Origin of the sequence: Pseudomonas sp. PWP3-1b2 (assembly GCF_049896045.1) — a bacterium.
GTDB classification, from domain to species: domain Bacteria; phylum Pseudomonadota; class Gammaproteobacteria; order Pseudomonadales; family Pseudomonadaceae; genus Aquipseudomonas; species Aquipseudomonas antarctica_B.
The window spans coordinates 70,398-90,744 of the sequence record NZ_JAFCTN010000006.1; the positions used below are offsets into that span (position 1 = coordinate 70,398).

General features: G+C 59.8%; 21 protein-coding genes. 17 read left to right on the plus strand and 4 right to left on the minus strand.

The window, feature by feature from the left end; all coding sequences use genetic code 11:
- Window positions 1–91 precede the first annotated feature (91 nt).
- Both gabD and gabT read left to right on the plus strand, forming a co-directional pair.
- The gene (gene gabD, locus ACP7A2_RS05965) at window positions 92–1,534 is read left to right on the plus strand and encodes an NADP-dependent succinate-semialdehyde dehydrogenase (RefSeq protein ID WP_375070439.1); all 1,443 of its coding nucleotides are present in this window, start codon (window positions 92–94) and stop codon (window positions 1,532–1,534) included.
- A gap of 198 nt (window positions 1,535–1,732) precedes the next feature.
- Window positions 1,733–3,010 carry a 4-aminobutyrate--2-oxoglutarate transaminase gene (gabT, locus tag ACP7A2_RS05970; protein ID WP_110622919.1) on the plus strand — a complete coding sequence of 426 codons (1,278 nt, stop codon included), beginning with the start codon at window positions 1,733–1,735 and terminating at the stop codon, window positions 3,008–3,010.
- 397 nt (window positions 3,011–3,407) lie between these two features.
- Here the strand turns inward: gabT and ACP7A2_RS05975 are convergent, their stop codons facing one another.
- Window positions 3,408–4,409, minus strand: a complete 1,002-nt coding sequence (locus ACP7A2_RS05975; protein ID WP_426133477.1) for a sensor domain-containing diguanylate cyclase — start codon at window positions 4,407–4,409, stop codon at window positions 3,408–3,410.
- A 312-nt stretch (window positions 4,410–4,721) separates the two neighbouring features.
- On the minus strand, window positions 4,722–5,906 hold the full coding sequence (desA, locus tag ACP7A2_RS05980) for a delta-9 fatty acid desaturase DesA (protein ID WP_426133478.1): 1,185 nt from the start codon (window positions 5,904–5,906) through the stop codon (window positions 4,722–4,724).
- A 166-nt stretch (window positions 5,907–6,072) separates the two neighbouring features.
- Between desA and dibA the strand changes: the two genes are divergently transcribed.
- The 6 genes from dibA (at window position 6,073) to ACP7A2_RS06010 (ending at window position 12,445) form a co-directional block, all read left to right on the plus strand.
- Window positions 6,073–7,986: a phosphodiesterase DibA gene (gene dibA / locus ACP7A2_RS05985; RefSeq protein ID WP_426133479.1), complete on the plus strand. Its 1,914-nt coding sequence runs from the start codon at window positions 6,073–6,075 to the stop codon at window positions 7,984–7,986.
- A gap of 302 nt (window positions 7,987–8,288) precedes the next feature.
- Window positions 8,289–8,471: a sulfur starvation response protein OscA gene (oscA, locus tag ACP7A2_RS05990; RefSeq protein ID WP_010565387.1), complete on the plus strand. Its 183-nt coding sequence runs from the start codon at window positions 8,289–8,291 to the stop codon at window positions 8,469–8,471.
- 76 nt (window positions 8,472–8,547) lie between these two features.
- Window positions 8,548–9,558 carry a sulfate ABC transporter substrate-binding protein gene (locus ACP7A2_RS05995; protein WP_426133480.1) on the plus strand — a complete coding sequence of 337 codons (1,011 nt, stop codon included), beginning with the start codon at window positions 8,548–8,550 and terminating at the stop codon, window positions 9,556–9,558.
- 198 nt (window positions 9,559–9,756) lie between these two features.
- Window positions 9,757–10,575 carry a sulfate ABC transporter permease subunit CysT gene (gene cysT, locus ACP7A2_RS06000; RefSeq protein ID WP_426133481.1) on the plus strand — a complete coding sequence of 273 codons (819 nt, stop codon included), beginning with the start codon at window positions 9,757–9,759 and terminating at the stop codon, window positions 10,573–10,575.
- A 13-nt stretch (window positions 10,576–10,588) separates the two neighbouring features.
- Window positions 10,589–11,461, plus strand: coding sequence for a sulfate ABC transporter permease subunit CysW (gene cysW, locus ACP7A2_RS06005; protein ID WP_426133482.1), 873 nt, complete (start codon window positions 10,589–10,591; stop codon window positions 11,459–11,461).
- A 3-nt stretch (window positions 11,462–11,464) separates the two neighbouring features.
- A complete protein-coding gene (locus ACP7A2_RS06010) occupies window positions 11,465–12,445 on the plus strand; it encodes a sulfate/molybdate ABC transporter ATP-binding protein (RefSeq protein ID WP_426133483.1) in 981 nt (326 codons plus the stop codon).
- Between the two features lie 121 nt (window positions 12,446–12,566).
- Here the strand turns inward: ACP7A2_RS06010 and ACP7A2_RS06015 are convergent, their stop codons facing one another.
- A complete protein-coding gene (locus ACP7A2_RS06015; protein WP_426133484.1) occupies window positions 12,567–13,094 on the minus strand; it encodes a DUF962 domain-containing protein in 528 nt (175 codons plus the stop codon).
- A gap of 83 nt (window positions 13,095–13,177) precedes the next feature.
- On the opposite strand from ACP7A2_RS06015, the gene ACP7A2_RS06020 reads away from it, so the two are divergent.
- The 5 genes from ACP7A2_RS06020 to ACP7A2_RS06040 all read left to right on the plus strand — a co-directional run bounded on the left by ACP7A2_RS06020 (window position 13,178) and on the right by ACP7A2_RS06040 (window position 16,893).
- The gene (locus ACP7A2_RS06020; protein ID WP_426133485.1) at window positions 13,178–13,864 is read left to right on the plus strand and encodes a Crp/Fnr family transcriptional regulator; all 687 of its coding nucleotides are present in this window, start codon (window positions 13,178–13,180) and stop codon (window positions 13,862–13,864) included.
- A gap of 38 nt (window positions 13,865–13,902) precedes the next feature.
- Window positions 13,903–14,268, plus strand: coding sequence for a response regulator (locus ACP7A2_RS06025; RefSeq protein WP_375070423.1), 366 nt, complete (start codon window positions 13,903–13,905; stop codon window positions 14,266–14,268).
- A 157-nt stretch (window positions 14,269–14,425) separates the two neighbouring features.
- Window positions 14,426–15,007, plus strand: coding sequence for an alpha/beta hydrolase (locus ACP7A2_RS06030; protein WP_348056281.1), 582 nt, complete (start codon window positions 14,426–14,428; stop codon window positions 15,005–15,007).
- 50 nt (window positions 15,008–15,057) lie between these two features.
- On the plus strand, window positions 15,058–15,984 hold the full coding sequence (locus ACP7A2_RS06035) for a sigma 54-interacting transcriptional regulator (protein WP_426133486.1): 927 nt from the start codon (window positions 15,058–15,060) through the stop codon (window positions 15,982–15,984).
- Between the two features lie 126 nt (window positions 15,985–16,110).
- Window positions 16,111–16,893 carry a MetQ/NlpA family ABC transporter substrate-binding protein gene (locus ACP7A2_RS06040; protein WP_426133487.1) on the plus strand — a complete coding sequence of 261 codons (783 nt, stop codon included), beginning with the start codon at window positions 16,111–16,113 and terminating at the stop codon, window positions 16,891–16,893.
- A 140-nt stretch (window positions 16,894–17,033) separates the two neighbouring features.
- Here the strand turns inward: ACP7A2_RS06040 and ACP7A2_RS06045 are convergent, their stop codons facing one another.
- Window positions 17,034–17,159, minus strand: a complete 126-nt coding sequence (locus ACP7A2_RS06045) for a hypothetical protein (protein WP_426133488.1) — start codon at window positions 17,157–17,159, stop codon at window positions 17,034–17,036.
- Between the two features lie 209 nt (window positions 17,160–17,368).
- Between ACP7A2_RS06045 and ACP7A2_RS06050 the strand changes: the two genes are divergently transcribed.
- Genes ACP7A2_RS06050 through ACP7A2_RS06065 form a run of 4 tightly spaced genes read left to right on the plus strand, consistent with a single transcriptional unit; the run spans window position 17,369 to window position 20,298 of the window.
- The gene (locus tag ACP7A2_RS06050) at window positions 17,369–18,034 is read left to right on the plus strand and encodes an amino acid ABC transporter permease (RefSeq protein WP_426133489.1); all 666 of its coding nucleotides are present in this window, start codon (window positions 17,369–17,371) and stop codon (window positions 18,032–18,034) included.
- Complete coding sequence (locus ACP7A2_RS06055; RefSeq protein ID WP_426133490.1) at window positions 18,015–18,674, plus strand: amino acid ABC transporter permease; 660 nt, start codon at window positions 18,015–18,017, stop codon at window positions 18,672–18,674. The genes ACP7A2_RS06050 and ACP7A2_RS06055 overlap by 20 nt, the downstream gene beginning before the upstream one ends.
- Window positions 18,671–19,447 (plus strand): amino acid ABC transporter ATP-binding protein, encoded by a 777-nt coding sequence (locus tag ACP7A2_RS06060; RefSeq protein WP_348056271.1) that lies wholly within the window; start codon window positions 18,671–18,673, stop codon window positions 19,445–19,447. The genes ACP7A2_RS06055 and ACP7A2_RS06060 overlap by 4 nt, the downstream gene beginning before the upstream one ends.
- Window positions 19,444–20,298, plus strand: coding sequence for a transporter substrate-binding domain-containing protein (locus ACP7A2_RS06065; protein WP_426133491.1), 855 nt, complete (start codon window positions 19,444–19,446; stop codon window positions 20,296–20,298). Before ACP7A2_RS06060 ends, ACP7A2_RS06065 begins: the two co-directional genes overlap by 4 nt.
- Window positions 20,299–20,347: the final 49 nt, after the last annotated feature.

Sequence of the window (20,347 nt, forward strand, 5' to 3'; positions counted from 1 at the left end):
GAGGCTGATTTCCCTGACGGCAGCCCACAAGGCGCCTTTCAACAACTCTAATTCGCTCCGCGTGCGCGCGGTGCTGTTAAGGAAAGCCGACATGCAGCTTAAAGATGCCCAGTTGTTCCGCCAGCAAGCCTTTATCGATGGCGCTTGGGTGGATGCGGACAACGGTCAAACCATCAAGGTCAACAACCCTGCCACGGGCGAAATTCTCGGCACCGTGCCGAAGATGGGCGCCGCTGAAACTCGCCGCGCCATTGAAGCCGCCGACAAAGCCCTGCCGGCCTGGCGTGCACTGACCGCCAAGGACCGCGCGAACAAGCTGCGTCGCTGGTTCGAACTGATCATCGAGAACCAGGATGACCTGGCCCGCCTGATGACCCTGGAGCAAGGCAAGCCTCTGGCTGAAGCCAAGGGCGAAATCGTCTACGCGGCTTCGTTTATCGAGTGGTTCGCCGAAGAAGCCAAGCGTGTTTACGGTGATGTGATTCCTGGCCACCAGCCGGACAAGCGCCTGATCGTGATCAAGCAACCGATTGGCGTGACCGCAGCGATCACCCCGTGGAACTTCCCAGCCGCGATGATCACCCGTAAAGCCGGCCCTGCGTTGGCCGCCGGTTGCACCATGGTCTTGAAGCCTGCGTCGCAAACGCCGTTTTCCGCTTTCGCCCTGGCTGAGCTGGCGCAGCGTGCCGGTATTCCAAACGGTGTGTTCAGCGTGGTGTCCGGCAGTGCCGGCGACATCGGCAGCGAGCTGACAGGCAACCCGATCGTGCGCAAATTGTCCTTCACCGGTTCGACCGAAATCGGTCGCCAGTTGATGGCCGAATGCGCCAAGGACATCAAGAAAGTCTCCCTGGAGCTGGGCGGCAACGCGCCGTTTATCGTGTTTGACGACGCCGACCTGGATAAGGCCGTCGAAGGCGCCATCATTTCCAAGTACCGCAACAACGGCCAGACCTGCGTTTGCGCCAACCGTCTGTACATTCAGGATTCGGTGTACGACGCGTTTGCCGAAAAACTTAAGGTGGCCGTGGCCAAACTCAAGATCGGCAACGGTCTGGAGGACGGCACCACCACCGGCCCGCTGATCGACGAAAAAGCCGTGGCCAAGGTTCAGGAGCACATTGCTGATGCCTTGAGCAAAGGCGCCAAGCTGTTGGCCGGCGGCAAGGTCATTGACGGTAACTTCTTCGAGCCGACCATCCTGGTCGACGTGCCGAAAGACGCTGCAGTCGCCAAGGAAGAAACCTTCGGCCCGTTGGCGCCGTTGTTCCGCTTCAAAGACGAAGCCGAAGTGATCGCGATGTCCAACGACACCGAGTTCGGCCTGGCTTCCTACTTCTACGCCCGCGACCTGGGCCGTGTGTTCCGTGTGGCTGAAGCGCTGGAATACGGCATGGTTGGCGTGAACACCGGGTTGATCTCCAACGAAGTGGCGCCGTTCGGCGGCATCAAGGCCTCGGGCCTGGGCCGTGAAGGCTCCAAGTACGGGATCGAGGATTACCTGGAAATCAAATACCTCTGCCTGGGCATCTAAGCTCTGTAAGGGGTAAGTCCGGGAAGAGATTGCAGCAGACGCAGAGGGCACGAGAGCGCTGACCCTTTGCGTGTTTCAAGACGTTATTCGTAGTGGCCGGGAAAGCTGTGGCAGTCGATCATCGCATGCTGCCGCAGTTTCCTCCCCGCCACGTATTCCTTGGACCCCGCCACCCGATGAGTGGCGAATGAGGACTTTATGAGCAAAACCAACGCTTCCCTGATGAAACGCCGCGAAGCCGCTGTACCGCGCGGTGTTGGCCAGATTCACCCAATCTTCGCCGAATCCGCGAAGAACGCCACCGTGACCGACGTTGAAGGTCGCGAGTTCATCGACTTCGCCGGCGGTATCGCCGTGCTGAACACCGGCCACGTGCACCCGAAGATCATCGCGGCCGTGACCGAGCAGCTGAACAAGTTGACCCACACTTGCTTCCAGGTGCTGGCGTACGAGCCTTACGTGGAACTGTGCGAAAAAGTTAACGCCAAGGTCCCGGGTGATTTCGCCAAGAAAACCCTGCTGGTCACCACCGGTTCCGAAGCTGTCGAAAACGCCGTGAAAATCGCCCGCGCCGCCACTGGCCGTGCTGGCGTGATCGCGTTCACCGGCGCCTACCACGGCCGCACCATGATGACCCTGGGCCTGACCGGTAAAGTCGTGCCTTATTCGGCCGGCATGGGCCTGATGCCAGGCGGCGTGTTCCGTGCATTGTTCCCGAACGAACTGCACGGTGTGAGCGATGACGATTCCATCGCCAGCATCGAACGCATTTTCAAGAATGATGCCGAGCCGCGTGACATCGCTGCCATCATCATCGAGCCGGTGCAGGGCGAGGGCGGTTTCTACGTCGCGCCTAAATCCTTCATGAAGCGCCTGCGCGAACTGTGCGACAAGCACGGCATCCTGCTGATCGCCGACGAAGTGCAAACCGGCGCCGGCCGTACCGGTACCTTCTTCGCCATGGAACAGATGGGCGTTGCCGCCGACCTGACCACCTTCGCCAAATCCATCGCAGGCGGCTTCCCGCTGGCCGGTGTGTGCGGCAAGGCCGAATACATGGACGCCATCGCCCCAGGCGGCCTAGGCGGCACTTACGCCGGTAGCCCGATCGCCTGCGCCGCGGCGTTGGCCGTGATGGAAGTGTTTGAAGAAGAGCACCTGCTGGATCGCTGCAAAGCGGTTGGCGAGCGTCTGGTGACCGGCCTCAAGGCTATCCAGGCCAAGTACCCGGTGATCGGCGAAGTGCGTGCCCTGGGCGCGATGATCGCGGTCGAGCTGTTCGAAGGTGGCGACAAGCACAAGCCTAACGCTGCTGCCGTCGCTTCCGTGGTGGCCAAGGCGCGTGACAAGGGCCTGATCCTCTTGAGCTGCGGCACCTACGGCAACGTGTTGCGCGTACTGGTCCCGCTGACCTCGCCGGACGAGCAGTTGGACAAAGGCTTGGCGATCATCGAAGAGTGCTTCTCCGAGCTGTAAGCGGCGCTGAACCTATCGAGAGAAAAAAACCCGCTTCGGCGGGTTTTTTTGTGCCCGATGCAACACATTCAGTCTCCTGGTGTGCAACGAGAATTGAATGTGGGAGCTGGCTTTGAGTGCTTAAAGTTCGCCCTCTCAAGGTCTTTAGGCAGAACAGGCGATAAGTACTCTGTGGCGAGCGGGCTCGTCCCGCGTTGGGTTGCGAAGCAGCCCCAAAAACAGCAGCCGAAGAGTGCCTGGCTCACCGCATTCCTCCTTTTAGGGTCGCTTCGCAACCCAACGCGGGACAAGCCCGCTCGCCACAGGGATAGTGTTTGGCCTCATCGGGCGGGTATCGGCCAGGAATGGCCGGTTTCCAAAGACCTTGAAAGGGCTGGTGCTTAAAAGGGGGTTGGCTTCAGGCTGCTATCACGCGGTTCTTGCCCAGGCGTTTGGCCTCATACATGGCCGCATCGGCCCGTGCGAAGAGGCTGTCCAGGGTCGAGTCTTCTTCGCGCAGGCTGGCCAGACCCTGGCTGACGGTCACGGTGAACTCCCGGCCTTCGTAGCTGAAATTCAGCGCCTGGATTTCCTTGCCGAGGCGTTCGGCCACTTGCAATGCCATCTCCGGCGCGCAACCGGGCAGTACGGCGGCGAACTCTTCGCCGCCAATGCGCCCGAACAGGTCGCCACGGCGCAGTACGCTGCGGCCGCTCTCGGCGATACGCCGTAACACCTGATCGCCCTCCAGGTGGCCGTAGGTGTCGTTGACTTCCTTGAAGTCATCGATGTCCAGCAACAGGAACGCCAGCGGCCCGCCTTGCACGCATGCGCTGTCGAACGCCTGGTTGGCGCATTCGAAAAAGTGTCGGCGGTTGCTGCTTTGGGTCAGCACGTCGGTGGTCGCCAATCGATGCAGTTCAAGCTCCATCTGCTTCTTGTCGGTGATGTCTTCGGCCATGCCGACCACGATCACCGGCTCACCGGGTTCAACTTGCTGGCTGATGTAGCACTTGTCGCTCAGCCAGCGTATCTGCCCATCGGCGGTGATAATGCGGTATTCACGGTCTTCCACGGCGCCTTTTTCCAGCACGCGGGCCAGGCTGTGCTCGGCGTAGTCGAGGTCTTCGGGGTGAATGCTGTTGCGCCATTCACGGTGGTCGGCCAGCAATAAACCCGCCGAACGGCCAAACACACGTTCATAGGCAGGGCTGACGTACAGCACGCGACGCGTTTCCCAATCGATGGCCCACATCACGGCATTCACGCTGATCAGCAACGAACTCAGCAGTTGCTCGCGCTCACTCAGCCGCTCGACTTCACCCTGGGCGTGCATCAGCGCCAGCAGGGTCGCCGCCGCTGCCGGGCGGGGATGCTCGGCAGTGGGAACGTCGGATAAGCAGGGCTTTTCGTGAACCATCGGCACAACTCTCTCTGGGCGCGCCGCAGGATGGAACAGCGGTCACTACAAGGGCCACCATGATGGCGAAGTGTTCATTGAGAGAGGGGAATTGCGGTGAAGTTCCGTGATTGGGCTGACTAAGAAATGACGTCAGAAACCAGTGGCGCGCCAAATACTGTGGTGAGCGGGCTTGCCCCGCGTTGGGCTGCGAAGCCGCCCCAAACGTCTCACCCTGGGTGGTCAGACAGCTCTGGGGCGCAGGTATTGGGGCTGCTCCGCAGCCCTACGCGGGCCAAGCCCGCTCACCACATGAGGGCTGTAATCAGCCGCTCAAACCGTCGCAGGACGCAGCGAATAGGTCTTCAATTGATGGGCAAAATCGCGCAGTGACTGAATGCCGCTGGCCTCTGCCTCGTGTACCCACTCCTTGATCGCAGCCAGCATGTCGTGACCATTGGAGCTGGTCTTGAGCCAGATTTGTTGCAAGGCCAGGCGCTTCTCGTAAATCACCTTCAGAGCGTGGCTGTGCTCCAGCATGCTCTGGATGCGCACGTGGTGGCGGTCATCCAGCAGGCTGGTTTCACGCGACAGCAGGCGCTTGGCGCGGTGGAACTGGTGGCGCACCGAATGATCGACCTTTTCCAGCTCTTGCTTGACCAGTGGGCCGATGACCAACTTGCGGTACTGGGCCATGATCTGGAAGCGGTTGTTGAGGATCGCCATCGCAGTGTCCATGTCCAGATGGCCCTTGCCTTCAACGCGATGCGCGATGGGAGCGACGCGCTGCACCTTGGCCAGGCGCAAGAAGCTGAACACTTTGATCCATGCCCACCCGAGGTCGAATTCCCATTTCTTCACCGACAATTTGGCGGAGTTGGGGTAGGTGTGGTGGTTGTTGTGCAGCTCTTCGCCGCCAACAATGATGCCCCACGGCACCAGGTTGGTCGCCGCGTCACGGCATTCGAAGTTGCGATAGCCGACCGCGTGGCCCAGGCCGTTGATCACGCCCGCGGCCCAGAACGGAATCCACATCATCTGGATCGCCCAGATGGTGATGCCGATGGTGCCGAACAGCATCAGGTCGATGACGCCCATGATCGCCACGCCCAGCAACGGGTAGGGCGTGTAGATGTTGCGTTCGATCCAGTCGTCCGGGCAGTTTTTGCCGTAGATGCGCAGGGTCTCGGGGTTTTCGGCTTCGGCGCGGTACAGCTCGGCGCCTTTGCGCAGCACGGTGGAAAGGCCTTTGACGACCGGGCTGTGCGGGTCATCGACGGTTTCGCACTTGGCGTGATGCTTGCGGTGGATGGCAGTCCACTCGCGGGTGTTCTGCGCCGTGGTCAGCCACAGCCAGAAGCGGAAGAAGTGTTTCAGGCCGGCATTGAGCTCCAGGGAGCGATGGGCTGAATAACGGTGCAGATAGACGGTGACCCCAACAATGGTCACGTGGGTCATCAACAGCGTGACTGCAACCAGTTGCCAGGCTGACAGGTCAAGAAAACCGTTGTACCACATAGGCTGTATGGCCCTCAGATAAAGAAAAAGACAGCTCACGCATTATCACTAAGCCAACAGAGAAAACCAGCCGCTCTTTCAGATAGGAGTGACTGGATGTTTCTTATTCTATAATCCGCAGCCTTTGTAGGGCGATTTTGTTTTTTGGGTAAGGATTACTGACCATATGCTGTTTTCGTACCGAGGTGCCCTGCGTGCAGGGCTGGTCTACCTGCTGGTGTCCATTGTGTGGCTTCAACTCAGCCACCATTTATTAATCAACTTTCTTGATGACCCGAAGGAGTTGAGCCGCTGGCTGCAGGTGCGCGGCTATGTGTGGGTCACCTTGAGCGCGTTGGCGATTTACCTGATCTGCGCCCGTTTTGCCCGTGCTCACCCATTGCAACAACCTCTGAAAGAAAACCGCGAGCGCCTGCAGCAGGCGGCCGCCGTGTTCGACAGCACCCGCGAAGGCGTGCTCGTCACCGACGCCCAGGGGCTGATCGTGCACGTTAACCGTGCGTTCATGGCCATCACGGGCTACAGCTGCGAAGACGTCATGGGCGAGCGCCCCAGCCTGTTCAAATCAGGGCGCCATTCGTCGAGTTTCTATCAACAGATGTTCCAGACGCTGGATAAAACCGGCGAATGGAGCGGCGAAATCTGGAACCGGCGTAAAAGCGGCGAAATTTATCCACAGTGGCAAACCCTGCGCGTGATCCACGACGAGGCGGGCACCATCAGCCATTACGTCGCCGTGTTCTCTGACATCAGCGCCATCAAGGATTCCGAGCACGAACTGGCGCACCTCGCCCATCACGACCCGCTGACCGACCTGCCCAATCGCCTGTTGTTCACCGACCGCGCCAAGCAGGCGCTGGCCTCGGCGCAAGTGCACAAGCGCGGCTGTGCCTTGCTGTTACTCGACCTGGACCACTTCAAAATCATCAACGACAGCCTGGGCCACAACGTTGGCGACCAGTTGCTCAAGGTGGTGGGCGAGCGTTTGAAAGGCCTGTTTGGCCCCGGCGTCACCCTGGCGCGCCTGGGCGGTGACGAATTCGCGGTGCTGGCAGAAAGTTGTCCACAGGTGGTGCAGGCCGCCGCCCTGGCGCAACGTGTACTCGAGGCAATGAAATTGCCGTTTATCTTTGAAGGCCACCAACTGTTTATCAGCGCCAGCATCGGCATCAGCCTGTTTCCCAGTGATGCACTGAGCGCCGAACAGCTGCTGCGTAACGCCGACTCAGCGTTGTTCAAGGCCAAGAGTGTTGGCCGCGAAGGCTACGCGCTGTACACCGAAGAGCTGACCGCCCACGCCCAGCACCGTGTGGAAATCGCCGGTGAATTGCGCCGCGCCCTCGACCAGAGAGAGCTGCGCGTTTACTACCAGCCGGTGCACGACCTCAAAGGCAGCCGGCTGATCGGCGTCGAAGCGCTGGTGCGCTGGCAGCACCCGGAGCGCGGGCTGGTGCCACCGGGGGAATTTATTCCCATCGCCGAACGCACCGGGCTGATCGCCGACATCGACGCCTGGGTGATGGACCAGGCCTGTCGCCAGATGTGCCAATGGCTGGCCGACGGCGCGCCGCTAAGTTTTATTGCGGTGAATGTGTCCAGCCGCCTGTTTGCTCGTCGCGAGCTGTATGAGCAAGTCGCCCAAGTGTTGCACGCCAGCGGCCTTGACCCGGCATTCCTTGAGCTGGAAGTCACCGAAAGCGCAGTGATGGAGGACCCGGAAGTCGCCCTGGAGCAACTGTATCGTTTGCGTGAGCTGGGCTTGCGCCTGGCCATCGACGACTTTGGCACCGGCTATTCCTCGCTGCTGCGCCTCAAGCGTTTGCCGGTGCAGAAGCTCAAGATCGATCAGGGTTTTGTCGCCGGGCTGCCGTGGGATGAAGATGACGCGGCGATTGTGCGCGTGGTCATCGCCCTGGCGAAAAGCATGGGCATGCAGGTACACGCCGAGGGGATCGAGCAAGTGGAGCAGGCGCAGTTCTTGTCTGATCAGGAATGCGACATGGGGCAGGGGTATTGGTTTGGCAGGCCGGTGCCGGCCACGGAGATCGACTGGGAACGAGCCCCTCTAATCCAGAATTGAAATGCACTCAAAATGTGGGAGCTGGCTTGCCTGCGATAGCGGTAGCTCAGTGATGGATGTACTAGCTGACACACTGCTATCGCAGGCAAGCCAGCTCCCACATTTGGATGTTCTCAAGGCTTTATTTCGGTGTTAGCACACAACATCCCGCTCGCAACCCCACGCCCTGCCAGAAAATTCTTTCTGGTTATATAAACATTCTTAAATAGTATTTTTAAGAATATCCGCGCTTATCTACTATCGCCCTCACGCCGCAAGCAGTGCCGCCACTGCGAGGCACTATTCATTTCAGGAGCGAGACCATGAGCGCATCTCTACGGAGCGTCGACGGCCAGGACGAAGCAGCCATTTTGCGTGAGATCCAGAGCGCCCTGCGCGATCTGCGGTTTGGCGCGGTGGAAATTACTGTGCACAACGCCCAAGTGGTACAGATCGAACGCAAAGAAAAATTTCGTTTGCAGAACCCCGGCAACAAACCGGCTTAAGCACCACCGGCGATTCGCATGCTGGACCCGCAACTATAAGAAAAAGCCAACACCCCAGAATTCTCAGGAGCCTTCTATGTCGTCGATTCGCCGTTACGCCCTGGCCGCACTGGCCAGTGCCGTGTTTGCCGGTTCCGCCGTTGCCAAGGACTACGAGTTGCTCAACGTCTCGTACGACCCTACCCGTGAGCTGTACCAGGACTACAACGCTGAGTTCACCAGCTTCTGGAAACAGTCCCACCCGGGCGACAACGTCAAGATCCAGCAATCCCACGGTGGTTCGGGCAAGCAAGGTCGTGCGGTCATCGACGGCCTGCGCGCCGACGTGGTGACCCTGGCCCTGGCCGGCGACATCGACGAAATTGCCAAATTGGGCAAGACCCTGCCGGAAAACTGGCAAGCCCGCCTGCCGGATGCCAGCACTCCATACACCTCGACCATCGTGTTCCTGGTGCGCAAGGGCAACCCCAAAGGCATCAAGGATTGGGGCGACCTGATCAAGAAAGACGTGTCCGTGATCACCCCGAACCCGAAAACCTCCGGCGGTGCGCGCTGGAATTTCCTCGCCGCCTGGGCCTACGGCCTCAAAGCCGGTGGCAGCGAAGCCAAGGCTCAGGAATACGTAAAAGAGTTGTTCAAGCACGTGCCGATCCTCGACACCGGCGCGCGTGGTTCGACCATTACCTTCGTCAACAACGGTCAGGGTGACGTGTTGCTGGCCTGGGAAAACGAAGCCTTCCTGGCCGTGAAAGAAGACGGCGGTGCCGACAAGTTCGACATCGTCGTGCCTTCCCTGTCGATCCTCGCGGAGCCGCCGGTGGCCGTGGTCGACAAAAACGCCGAGAAAAAGGGCAACACCGAAATCGCCACCGAATACCTGAAACACCTGTACAGCCCGGCTGGCCAGGAGATTGCGGCGAAAAACTTCTACCGCCCACGCGATGCAGCGGTCGCCGCCAAATACGCCCAACAGTTCCCGAAACTGGACCTGGTGACTATCGACAAAGACTTCGGCGGCTGGAAAACTGCCCAACCGAAATTCTTTAACGACGGCGGCGTGTTCGACCAGATTTACACCGCGCAGTAAGCCAAAGTACCTGTAGGAGCCTGATTTTCTGCAGGCGCCGGGCATGTGTGGGAGCTGGCTTGCCTGCGATAGCATCACCTCGGTATGACTGACACACCGAGGTGTCTGCATCGCAGGCAAGCCAGCTCCCACAGAAAAGCCAGGTCCCACAGAAAGCGCGCTTCTACAGTGGTTTCTACCCTTTAACCAAGGACTCTTATGTCGCGTCGTATCTCCCCCGTCATACCCGGCTTCGGGCTGACGCTGGGCTACACCGTGGTGTACCTCAGCCTGATCGTACTCATCCCGCTGGCGGCGATGTTTGTACACGCCGCTCAACTCACCTGGGATCAGTTCTGGGCCATCATCTCCGCACCGCGTGTGCTGGCGGCGTTGAAACTGAGCTTCAGCACCGCGCTGTACGCCGCCTTGATCAACGGCGTGATCGGTACGCTGTTGGCCTGGGTGCTGGTGCGCTACACCTTCCCCGGCCGCAAGATCATCGACGCGATGATCGACCTGCCGTTTGCCCTGCCCACCGCCGTTGCCGGTATCGCGCTGACCGCGCTGTACACGCCTAACGGGCTGGTCGGCCAGTTCGCCGCAGACCTGGGCTTCAAAATCGCCTACACCCCGTTGGGCATCACTCTGGCGCTGACCTTCGTCACGCTGCCATTCGTGGTGCGCACGGTGCAGCCGGTGCTGGCCGACATCCCTCGGGAAGTTGAAGAAGCCGCCGCATGCCTGGGCGCCAAGCCGTTGCAGGTGTTCCGCTACATCCTCGTGCCCGCATTGCTGCCCGCCTGGTTGACCGGTTTCGCCCTGGCGTTTGCCCGTGGCGTCGGTGAGTACGGCTCGGTGATTTTCATCGCCGGCAACATGCCGATGAAAACCGAGATCCTGCCGCTGCTGATCATGGTCAAGCTCGACCAATACGACTACCGCGGCGCCACGTCCATCGGCGTGCTGATGCTGGTGGTTTCCTTTGTTTTGCTGCTGCTGATCAACTTGTTGCAGCGGCGCATCGAACGTCCATAAGGAGGCGCGGAACATGTCCCAATCGTCTATTTCCGCCGCGTCCTCGGCCAACGCTGCCCGTCGTGGCAGCGCAGTGTCGCGACGCATCCTGATCGGCCTTGGCTGGCTGGTGTTCGCGCTGTTCCTGTTGCTGCCGCTGTTTATCGTGGTGTCTCAGGGCTTGAAGAACGGCCTCGGCGCATTCTTCACCGCGATCCTCGAGCCGGACGCGCTGTCGGCGCTGAAACTCACGGTGATCGCCGTGGCGATTTCGGTGCCGCTCAACGTGGTGTTCGGCGTCAGCGCCGCCTGGTGCGTGAGCAAGTACTCGTTCCGTGGCAAAAGCATTTTGGTCACGCTGATCGACCTGCCATTCTCGGTATCGCCGGTGATCGCAGGTTTGGTCTATGTGCTGATGTTCGGCGCCCAGGGCTTCTTCGGCCCGTGGTTGCAGGAACATGACATCCAGATCGTGTTTGCCTTGCCCGGCATCGTGCTGGCGACCATCTTCGTGACGGTGCCCTTTGTCGCCCGTGAACTGATCCCGCTGATGCAGGAGCAGGGCACCCAGGAAGAGGAGGCCGCGCGCCTGCTCGGCGCCAATGGCTGGCAGATGTTCTGGTACGTGACCGTGCCGAATATCAAATGGGGCCTGATCTACGGCGTGGTGCTGTGTACTGCGCGGGCCATGGGTGAGTTCGGTGCGGTGTCGGTGGTGTCTGGCCACATTCGCGGCGTCACCAACACGCTGCCGCTGCACGTCGAGATTCTCTACAACGAATACAACCACGTTGCCGCGTTTGCGGTGGCGAGCCTGTTGCTGATCCTGGCGCTCTTCATCCTGCTGCTCAAGCAGTGGAGCGAGAACCGTATCAACCGCCTGCGCAAAAGTGCCGGTGAGGAATAAGTCATGTCGATTGAAGTCCGTAATGTCAGCAAGAATTTCAACGCCTTCAAGGCCCTGAACAGCATCAATCTGGACATCCAGAGTGGCGAGCTGGTGGCGTTGCTCGGCCCGTCCGGCTGCGGCAAGACCACCTTGCTGCGCATTATTGCCGGCCTGGAAACCCCGGATGACGGCAGCATCGTGTTCCACGGTGAAGACGTCTCCGGGCACGATGTACGGGATCGCAACGTCGGTTTTGTGTTCCAGCACTACGCTCTGTTTCGCCACATGACGGTGTTCGATAACGTCGCTTTTGGCCTGCGCATGAAGCCGAAAAACCAGCGCCCGACTGAAACCCAGATCGCGGGCAAGGTTCACGAACTGCTGAACATGGTGCAACTCGATTGGCTATCGGATCGCTACCCGGAACAACTCTCCGGTGGCCAGCGCCAACGCATTGCCCTGGCCCGCGCATTGGCGGTCGAGCCCAAAGTGCTGTTGCTCGATGAGCCGTTCGGCGCCCTCGACGCCAAGGTGCGTAAAGAACTGCGCCGCTGGCTGGCGCGCCTGCACGAAGACATCAACCTGACCTCGGTGTTCGTGACCCACGACCAGGAAGAAGCCATGGAAGTCGCCGACCGGATCGTGGTGATGAACAAGGGCGTGATCGAGCAGATCGGTTCACCGGGCGACGTCTACGAAAACCCGGCGAGCGATTTTGTTTACCACTTCCTTGGTGATTCAAACCGCCTGCACTTGGGGGAGGACAAGCACCTGCTGTTCCGGCCTCATGAAGTGTCGTTGTCGCGCCATGAACTGGAAGACCACCACGCGGCAGAAGTGCGCGATATTCGCCCGCTGGGCGCTACTACCCGCGTGACCCTGAAAGTGGAAGGCCAAAGCGAGCTGATCGAAGCTGAAGTGGTAAAAGACCACGACAGCCTGACCGGCCTGGCCCGTGGCGAGACCCTGTTTTTCAAACCCAAGGTCTGGCAAAAAGCCTAAACCCACCGCAATACCCTGTGAGAGCCAGGCTTGTGTGGGAGCTGGCTTGCCTGCGATGCAAACACCTCGGTATGTCAGTCACACCGCAGTGAGGCTATCGCAGGCAAGCCCGCTCCCACATTCAGACCTTTCTCGGCTGCAGATCACGGCGCATTACAGGCCCAGACCGTTCCTCGATCTGCTGCTTGAGGTCACCCCGCAACCCCACCAGAAACGCCAACTCGGCCACTACAAACAACGGCCCCACGATCAGCCCCGACACGTCATCCACGAACGCCGGCTTTTTACCTTCGTAGTAATGCCCGACAAACTGAATCACCCAGCCCACCACAAACATTCCAATGCCGCCGCTGAGCCACACCATAGTGCTCTGCGCCGCCAGCACGTGCCCCGCCCACACCGACAAACCCATCAGCACCGTCATCAGCACGCCCAACGCCCGTTCCAGGCGCAGGTAAAACCACACGGCAAACAGCGCGACAATCACCGCCGGTGAAATCCACAGGCCGCCCACCGCCCATTCAGGGCGCGAGAGCAGTACGGCCACGGCAACCACGATCAAGGGGATCCCGATAAAATGGCTGGCGATGTTGCGCGGGTCGCGGTGGTAGGCAGCGTATTGGCTGAGGTGATCGACGAGGCTTTTCATTGTTGTTCCTCCTGTAGGATGGGAGATCATGCCCTGTCAGCCTGCGCCTGACTGTCAGCTGGGCGACAATCTTCGGAGTTCTCATGGATGCAGAGCAATGGCGATCGCGGCTCGCCACCGGTCACTGGTTCAGCCATTTGCCAGGTCCGTTTCAGCATAGCTTGCTGGCCCACGCCCGGCCGCGGCAGCTGACGGCGGGGCAGTACCTGTTCAGGCGCGGCGACCCGCCGTGCGGCCTGTATGCGGTGCTCGACGGCACGCTGCGCATCAGCGCGGTGAATGAGCACGGCAAGGAAGCCGTGCTGAGCCTGGTGGAATTGCCGTATTGGTTCGGCGAAATCTGCCTGTTCGATGGCCTGCCACGCACCCACGACGCCTGCGCCGTGGGGCCGTGCACGGTGTTGCAGGTGCCGCAGCAGGCGCTGCTGAACATCCTCGATCAAACCCCGCAATACTGGCGCGACCTGGCTTTGTTGATGAGCCACAAGCTGCGCTTGAGCTTTATCAACCTCGAACAACTGAGCCTGATGCCCGCCTCGGTTCGGTTGGCCCATCGTTTGTTGATGATGGTGGAAGGTTACGGCGACACCGAACACGCAAAAAGCATCCTGCAACTGCCCCAGGAAGACCTGGCGGCGATGCTGAGCCTGTCGCGCCAGACCACCAACGCGCTGCTCAAAGACCTGCAAGCCCAAGGCGTCGTGCGCCTGGGCTATGGCGAGATCGAGATTCTCGACGTTCAGCGTCTGCGTGAGGCGACGCACACCTGAGGGTGGTAGCCTGCGCGTCTGATTAATCGAGGTGTGTTATGCGCGTCCTGTTAGTGGAACATGAATCCGACGAGGCACAGCGGATGGCCCGTGGCTTGAACGAGGCCAGCTACACCGTGGAAGTCGCGGCCAATGGCATGGCGGCGCTGCGTTTTGTGGAGAGCACCGAGTACGACCTGGTGATTCTCGATGTGATGCTGCCGGGCCTGAATGCCTGGAAGTTGCAGCAAGCAATCCGGCTGAAAGGCAAGACGCCGATGCTGTTCCTGACCACGCCGGGCGGGATTGAAGACCGGTTGCGCGGGCTGGAGCTGCATGAAGATGACTATTTGCTCAAGCCGTTTGAGGCCAAGGCATTGGTGGCGCGGGTGAAGAAATTGCTGCGGCGTGATCGTGGGCGTTGACTGCTCTGGCGCCATCGCAGGCAAGCCAGCTCCCACCTTTTGATCTTTACCGGGCTTGAGTTTTTGGTTATTAATAAATAGCTTCTTATTCCTTAACGAATATACAACCCCTCCCTATACTGGTCAGCAACGTTAAACGCTGCAGGAGGGCACACCCATGCACAGCGAGTCGATTCGTTATCTGATCGTGCCGGGCTGGCAAGGATCGCCAGAAGATCATTGGCAAAGCCACTGGCAGAACAGCCTGCCCAACAGTGCGCGCGTGGAGCAGGCCGACTGGCTCACCCCGCGTCGCGAAGACTGGGTGGCGGCGCTGGCCGAGGCCATTGCGGCCGACAGTACGCCGGTCATTCTCATCGCCCACAGCCTGGGCTGCATCACCGTCGCCCATTGGGCCGCGACGGCGCCGCTGCACTTTTTGCGTCAGGTACGCGGTGCGTTGCTGGTGGCCCCGGCCGATGTCGAACGCCCTGCGTGCTCACCTGCCTTGCGTAATTTCGCGCCTATTCCGACCGACCTGCTGCCGTTTCCAAGCCAGGTGGTCAGTTCCGACAACGACAGCGCCGTCAGTGCCCCTCGGGCGCTGGAGCTGGCGCGCAACTGGGGCGCCGAAGCGGGCATTTTGTCGGGTGCAGGCCATATCAATGTGAAGTCCGGCCACCAGCGCTGGGAGCAGGGTTTTGCCTACCTCTATCGCCTGCAACACCGCCTTGAGCACCACGCCCGGCGTAGTGCCTGATATTTTTTCAACGCCCCGTCCCTTGAGTGGATTGGGGGCGGGAGCCTGACATGAGCCTGCATGAAACCTACGGCCAGCCGCTGCTGACCTTTCCCGACGCCGACAAAAGCCCGCTGAGCATCCGCGCCAAGGCCCTGGTGTTCGTCGACCCACGCTCGCGCCAATTGCGCGAAGAGCTGGAAAGCCTTGCGCCGCGTGCCTTGCCTGTGTTGATTCGCGGCGAGACCGGCAGCGGTAAAGAGCTGCTGGCGCGCCACATTCACCGTGGCAGCGACCGCACCGGCTTGTTTGTGTCGGTCAATTGCGGCGCCATCAGCCCAACCTACGCCGACGCAGAATTGTTCGGCTACGCCTCCGGTGCCCACAGTGGCGCGGCGAGCAGCCGGGCCGGATGGTTTGGGTCGGCCAATGGCGGCACCTTGTACCTGGACGAGATTGGCGACTTGCCGTTGCCGATCCAGGTCAAATTGCTCGCCGCGCTTGAGAATCACGAAGTCACCCGCGTTGGCGCCCATCAGCCAAGCCCGGTGGACGTGCGCCTCGTGGCAGCCACCAGCATTGACCTGGCGCAGGCCGTGGCGGCGGGCAAATTCAACGAGCGTCTGTTCCATTACCTGAGCGAAGGCCGACTGGACCTGCCGGCGCTGCGCGAGCGCATCGGCGACATCCTGTCCCTGGCCGAATACTTCCTCGGCATCTACAGCCAGCGCCTGGATTTACCGGTGCCGCTGATCAGCGATGCCGCCCAGCGCGTGCTGGAAGACTACAGCTGGCCGGGCAATACCCGGGAGTTGGAAAACGTCATTCACTTTGCTTTGCTGGTGAGCAATGGCGATGAGATTTTGCCCGAGCATCTGAATTTGCCGGCGCAGGGCTCGCCGCTTGAGCAGGTGCGCCGGATCTTCGAGAGTGCCAGCCCGGCTGAGCAGGAAACCTTGCGCAAATTCCTGCATGAACAAAATGGAATATCAACGTGAATAAAAGATATTGTTCGGGAATAAAAAATCTAGGTATCTTCCCTACCACGCCGCGATAGCACTTCGCTGGCACACCATAAAAAATCGGCCGTCAGAGACGACCCGGAATTTCGATAAGGACACTGCATGAAAAAGGTTCTGTTGTTTACCGCGCTGGCAGCTGCCCTGACTGCAAGCTTCGCCCAGGCCAATGAGAAACTGGTGGTGGCCGCCACGCCGATCCCGCACGCCGAGATCCTTGAGCTGGTCAAACCGACCCTGGCCAAAGAAGGCGTGGACCTGGAAATCAAAGTGTTCACCGACTACGTGCAGCCGAACACGCAGGTTGCCGAGAAGCGCCTGGATGCCAACTACTTCCAGACCCTGCCGTACCTGGAAAACTTCAACAAGGGCAAGGGCACCAACCTGGTCACCGTGATCGGTGTGCACGTTGAACCCATCGGTGGTTACTCGAAAAAGATCAAAAATATTTCCGAGCTTAAAGCTGGCGCCACCGTGGCGATCCCGAACGAAGGCTCCAACGGCGGCCGTGCATTGTTGCTGCTGCAGAAGAACGGCCTGATCACGCTGAAAGACCCGACCAACCCGTTGTCCACGCTAAAAGACATCGCCAGCAACCCGAAAAACCTGAAATTCAAAGAGCTGGAATCCGCGCTGCTGCCACGGGTTCTGGACCAGGTTGACCTGGACGTGATCAACACCAACTACGCGCTGGAAGCTGGCCTCAACCCGGCCAAAGACGCGCTGATCATCGAAGACTCGAAGTCGCCGTACGTGAACTTCCTGGTCGCCCGCCCAGACAACAAGGACAGCGACGCTATCCAGAAACTGGCCAAGGCGCTGACCAGCCCGGAAGTCAAAGCCTTCATCGAGAAGAAGTACAACGGCGCAGTCGTGCCGGCGTTCTGATGTAACCCAAAACCCCCTTCAAGGTTTGAACGCCGACGGCTACTACAGCGTCGGCGTTTTTTTATGCCCGCTTGGAACACAATCGAAAACCTGTGGGAGCTGGCTTGCCTGCGATAGCGGACTGTCAGCCAGCCCATCTGTCACTGAAAGACCGCAATCGCAGGCAAGCCAGCTCCCACATTGGAAGGTGGCGTATTGATAGCCCGGCTCAACGCCACCAACCACTTCACCAGCTCTTGCGGATCAATCGGTTTCGCTTCGTTCATCATTCGTTCCCTCGAATCATAAACCCCCAACCATAGCCGCCACCTGTCAAACCCGCGAATCTGGAGGTTATCTTTTTGGGTGATATCAATATGCTTTTTGGGTATTTAAATTTTGCTTTTTATACCTTTAAAGTTCGCGCTACCCGGCGTTACCCACGTCGGATTGAACTGCGCTCGCCGCATTACCCTTGCGGCGCCATGGACTGCAAATGACCTTCGATTTCGCGTTTATCCTCAGCACCCTGCCGGCGTTTTTGAAGGCCGTGGGGGTGACGCTGCAAGTGGGCTTGATCGCCATTGCTACCTCGCTGTTGGTGGCGCTGATCAACGCCGCGCTGCTGGTGTTTCGAACGCCCTACCTGTCGCGCCTGGTAGCGGTGTATGTGGAGCTGGCGCGGAACACGCCGCTGCTGATCCAGCTGTTTTTCGTCTACTTTGCCTTACCGGCCCTGGGTTTCAATATCTCCGGGTTCTGGGCGGCGATTATCACCATGACCTTCCTTGGCGGGGCCTACCTCACCGAAGTGCTGCGCGCCGGTGTGGAAGCGGTGCCGCTGGCGCAAATCGAGTCGGGCAAGTCTATCGGCCTGTCCAACTGGCAACTGCTGCGCCACGTGATCCTGCCCCAGGCGGGCATCCTCAGCCTGCCGGCGCTGTTCGCCAATTTCATCTTCCTGCTCAAGGAGACCACCGTGGTCTCTGCTGTGGCCGTGCCCGAGATTCTCTACACCACCAAGAGCTACATCGCGCTCTACTACAAAACTTACGAAATGCTCGCCGTGCTGACGCTGATTTGCGTGCTGCTGTTTTTGCCACTGTCGCTGCTGCTCAGCCGCCTGGAAAGGAGGCTCCAGCATGGCCAGTTCGGGTCTTGAATTGTTGTGGGTGTCGTTGCCGCAACTGGGCAAGGGCGCTGCGCAAACTTTGTCGATTTCGTTTTTGAGCATTGCGTTCAGCACCGTTGGCGGTGTGTTGTACGGCGTACTGCGGACTTTGAACAACAGGCTGATCAACGGCGTGCTGCGGATTTATCTGGAGCTGTTCCGGGCCATCCCGGTGCTGGTGTGGCTATACCTGCTGTTTTTCGGCCTGCCGATTTTCTTTGGCCTGAGCATTCCGAGCTTCTGGTGCGCGGTGCTGGTGCTGTCGCTTTGGGGCGCCAGTGAAGTGGGCGAGGTGGTGCGCGGCGCATTGCATTCACTGCCGCGCGGCCAGCGCGAGGCGGGGTTGTCGATTGGCCTGTCGGCGCCGCAACTCTACGGCTACGTGCTGCTGCCCCAGGCGCTGAAACGCATGACGCCGCCATCCATCAACGTCTACACGCGCATCATCAAGACCAGCTCACTCGCGGTGCTGATCGGCGTGGTGGACGTGATCAAGGTCGGCCAGCAAATCATCGAGCGCACCTACGAGTCGGTATTGATCTACGGCGCGCTGTTCTTGTTTTTCTTCTTTATTTGCTACCCGTTGTCGGCCGCCTCCAAGGTGCTGGAACGGCGCTGGGCCCAAGCATGAGCGCATTGATCGAGTTTCAGGGTTTCAACAAATTCTTCGGCGAGGCGCAGGTACTCAAGGGCATCGACCTGAGTGTGCAACGCGGCGAAGTGGTGGTGATCCTCGGCCCCAGCGGCTGCGGCAAAAGCACCTTGCTGCGTTGCCTCAACGGGCTGGAAGTCGCCCACAGCGGCAGCCTGCGTTTTGCCGGCAAGGAGCTGCTGGATAACACCACCGACTGGCGCCAGGTGCGTCAGGACGTCGGCATGGTGTTCCAGAGCTACCACCTGTTCCCGCACATGAGCGTGCTCGACAACATTCTGCTCGGCCCGCTGAAAGTGCAAAAACGCGAGCCGCGCGAAGCCCGCGCCCAGGCCGAGAAACTGCTGGAGCGCGTGGGCCTGGCCGACAAGCGCGATGCCTTCCCGCGCCAGCTGTCCGGCGGCCAACAGCAACGCATCGCCATCGTTCGCTCGCTGTGCATGAACCCGCAAGTAATGCTGTTTGATGAAGTCACTGCCGCCCTCGACCCGGAAATGGTCAAAGAGGTGCTGGAGGTGATTCAGGGCCTGGCCCGCGACGGCATGACCTTGCTGATCGTCACCCACGAAATGGCCTTCGCCCGCGCCGTCGCCGACCGCGTGGTGTTTATGGAGGCCGGACGCATCCTCGAACAAAACACCCCCGAGGCATTCTTTACGAACCCGCAAACCGCACGCGCGCAGCAGTTTCTGGAGAAGTTCTCCTTTGTTTCAACACTGCCCAAAAAGACCAAGGAATTGGAGCTGCCATGAAAAAATTACTGCTGCCACTGCTTGCCGTCGCACTGCTCGCCGGTTGCGATAAAAAGGCCGAAGAACCTGCAAAACCTGCTGCCGCTGCCGTGAGCGCCATCGACAAAATCAAGGCACGCGACAAGCTGATCGTCGGCGTGTTCACCGACAAACCGCCGTTCGGCTTTGTGGACGAAGCCGGTCGCTACGTCGGCTTTGATACCGACATTGGCCGCCAATTCGCCAAGGACTTGCTGGGCGATGAAAACAAAGTCGAGTTCGTCGCGGTTGAACCGGCCAGCCGCATTCCGTTCCTGCAAAGCGACAAGGTTGACCTGATCCTGGCCAACATGACCGTGACGCCCGAGCGCAAGGAAGCGGTGGATTTCACCAACCCCAACCTGAAAGTCGCGGTGCAGGCGCTGGTGCCGCAGGGCAGCTCGGTGAAAACCCTGGATGACCTGGCCACCCGCACCACCATCGTGACTACCGGCACCACTGCCGATATCTGGCTGACCAAAAACCACCCGGACTGGAAACTGCTCAAGTTCGAGAAAAACTCCGAGTCGCTGCAAGCGTTGTCGGCAGGCCGTGGTGATGCCTACGCCCAGGATAATCTGGTGCTGTTCAGCTGGGCCAAGCAGAACCCTGGCTACCGCGTGCTGGAAGAGAAGCTCGGTGAAGAAGCGCCGATTGCGCCTGCGGTGAAGAAGGGCAACATTGAACTGCGCGACTGGGTGAATGCCGAGTTGGCGAAGTTGGGTGAAGAGAAATTCCTGCTCAAGTTGTATGACCAGTACGTGCGTAAAGAGCTGAGCGATGACACCAAGCCCGAGAGTGTGATTGCTGAAGGCGGCAAGTGGCAGGGCTGAAATAGCTATCGCGGGCAAGCCAGCTCCCACATGTTGATTTGTGAATACC